3 protein-coding genes are annotated in these 2,369 nt (G+C 57.4%); 2 read left to right on the top strand and 1 reads right to left on the bottom strand.

All coding sequences use genetic code 11. From position 1 onward, the window contains the following. The coding region (locus tag IRZ24_RS19440) for a response regulator transcription factor (RefSeq protein ID WP_297168171.1) at positions 1-234 on the top strand (234 nt) is incomplete at its 5' end. 91 nt (positions 235-325) lie between these two features. Here the strand turns inward: IRZ24_RS19440 and IRZ24_RS19435 are convergent. Beyond that, positions 326-841: a hypothetical protein gene (locus tag IRZ24_RS19435; protein ID WP_297168168.1), complete on the bottom strand. Its 516-nt coding sequence runs from the start codon at positions 839-841 to the stop codon at positions 326-328. 564 nt (positions 842-1,405) lie between these two features. Between IRZ24_RS19435 and glgP the strand changes: the two genes are divergently transcribed. Next, positions 1,406-2,369, top strand: a 964-nt coding sequence (glgP, locus tag IRZ24_RS19430; RefSeq protein WP_366914344.1) for an alpha-glucan family phosphorylase, incomplete at its 3' end; no start/stop codon positions are given.

Genomic DNA, 2,369 nt, shown 5'->3' with positions numbered 1-2,369 from the left:
GATGAGGGCAGCAACAAAGATAGCTACTCGCCGCTCTCCAGCCGTGAAATTGAGATCCTGGACTACATCGCCCGAGGGAATAGCAATAAGGAGATCGCCAAATCTTTGAAGATCAGCGACCAGACCGTGAAAAATCATATTACTTCAATTCTCAAAAAGCTCGCGGTGAATGACCGCACCGCCGCAGTGGTCCATGCTCTGCGTCACGGTTGGATTAAGATTCAGGATACTTAAGGTCAAGGCCAGCGGAGAGGGCCTGCTCTTGAGCGCGGCGCGGCCCACGCGGGGGCTTGCTCAGTCCAGGTTGGGTGGAGGCAGCTCTGAGCTAAGTCCATAGGCTCAGAAGCACTTTCCCACTCTTGGCATCAAGAAAAAGGTAGAAGTCGTAGCTTGAGCGTGGGAATGGTGTAGGATCAACAGAGGCATCGGCAGGTTGCAACGGTACTTGCTCGTAGATGATCATCCAGGCAGGAATGTTCTCCATCTGGGGGCGGTTGGCATTGCGGGGAATGTAGGTAAGCAGGACGTAGCGCGCCAGCACCTTCTTGGCTTTGCTGGCAACCTCTGGCTGCCAGTGGCTTGCCAGCAGCAGTGCCTGCTCTTGGGTAATAGTGGCTGGTTCCGCGGGAGTGCCGAGAATGATACCGGCGGTGTATAGGGCGGGAAGCTGGACAGTTGAGGTTTGCTTTGTCACTGGCAAGTGAGGAATAACAAGCTTAAGTCCTTCGTGGGGCTGTTTGAGTAGGGCTAGCAGCCAGATCAGTCCCACAGCCAGCAGGAGCGCCCCAAGGAAGCCGCTGATTTTCCAGGTCCGAGATTGGATACGCTGCCGTCGCTTCATGCCGACGCCTCTCCCCTTCTTCTGCCTGCGCCTGGCCCGCCTGCAAGGCCTTGGCGAGCTGTCCGACGACAATCTGTCCTCACACACAGGCAGACAGGTCAGCGAGTTGAGCCTGTAGGCCTGGGGTCTCCAGGTTCACTGTGGCCTTGCTCAATCATGCGGTCACCCAGCATTGCCAAGTATAATCGAAGAGGCCTGGTCAAGACAAGCACTCTCCTGGCGAAAAGGCGGCATCTCATTCAGGCGATATGCCATAATTGAGAATGAGAAGCCGAGGAGTAAAAAGGGTTGAGCCTGCCTGCGGCCGGCGGATCTGCCCTATCACCCGGGCCCTACCCAACGGGCCGGCCTCGGATTGGGAGGGCAAGCACCGGGAAGGAAGGGGCTAGGGTCACCTCTTGCCGACTGTGGTACTCTGAAAGAGACTTTGCTTGACCCACTGCGAGAGGCCAGCTAGTGCTGCCTCTGACCTCTCGCTTGCGTGTCTGTGTGGTAAGCGCCGCCCAGAAGCCAGTCCAGTAAGCGAAGAAAGGGAGCTTGATTTCCGTGAAAGTATTCGGACGCATGACTGTTTTCCCTATCATGCCCGCCCGTATCAGCCGCCTCTACGAGCTTGCCTATAACCTATGGTGGAGCTGGCATCCCGAAGCCTGCACCCTGTATAGTACACTGGACCCTGAGCTGTGGGAGACAGTCGGTCATAATCCTGTCCACTTCCTGAGTGAGGTGCGACCACAGTATTTGGAGAAGGCCGCACATAATCCGCAGTATCTGCAGGCCTACGATCGGATACTGGAGGAATTCGATCGCTATATGCACCCGGCCCCGGGCAGCACTTGGTTCGCCCGAACCTATCCCGAGTTGGCCCAATGTGTGATTGCTTATTTCTCGGCTGAGTTTGGCCTGCATGAGGCGCTGCCTATCTACTCCGGCGGCCTGGGCATCCTGGCAGGAGATCACTGTAAGGAGGCCAGCGATCTGGGTCTACCTCTGGTGGGAGTGGGCTTCCTTTATCCCCAGGGCTATTTTCGGCAGAGCATTACCCGTGAGGGCATTCAGGAAGCCTTTTACGATAAGCTGATCTTCTCTCAGGTACCAGCTACGCCAGCTTGTGGCCCTGCTGGCAATGAGGTCCTCATCAGCGTTGATTTGCCGGGACGCCGCATCCACGCCAAGGTGTGGCGCGTCCAGGTGGGCCGTATTCCTCTCTACTTGCTGGATACCGATGTCGAGCCAAATGCTCCCGCTGATCGTGAGCTGGCGGCTCGCCTCTACGGCGGCGATCGTGAGATGCGCATTTCTCAGGAAATCGTGCTCGGCATCGGTGGAGTGCGAGCCTTACGCGCTCTGGGCATTGCTCCCGCGGTCTGGCATATCAATGAGGGACATGCCGCCTTTCTCAATCTGGAGCGCTGCCGTGAGTTGGTGGCCTGCGGGCTGACCTTCCGCGAGGCGCGCGAGGTGGTGGCCGCTAGCTCTCTGTTTACAACGCATACACCAGTACCCGCAGGGAACGATACCTTTAGCT

The organism is Thermogemmatispora sp., assembly GCF_019683755.1.
Classification (GTDB): Bacteria; Chloroflexota; Ktedonobacteria; order Ktedonobacterales; family Ktedonobacteraceae; genus Thermogemmatispora.
The sequence above is the reverse complement of the archived record's forward strand: the minus strand, read 5'-3'. Positions and strand labels throughout refer to the sequence as shown.

Coding starts and splice junctions, on each gene's coding strand:
- IRZ24_RS19435 (WP_297168168.1), bottom strand. CDS start 841: ATGAAGCGACGGCAGCGTATCCAATCTCGGACCTGGAAAATCAGCGGC.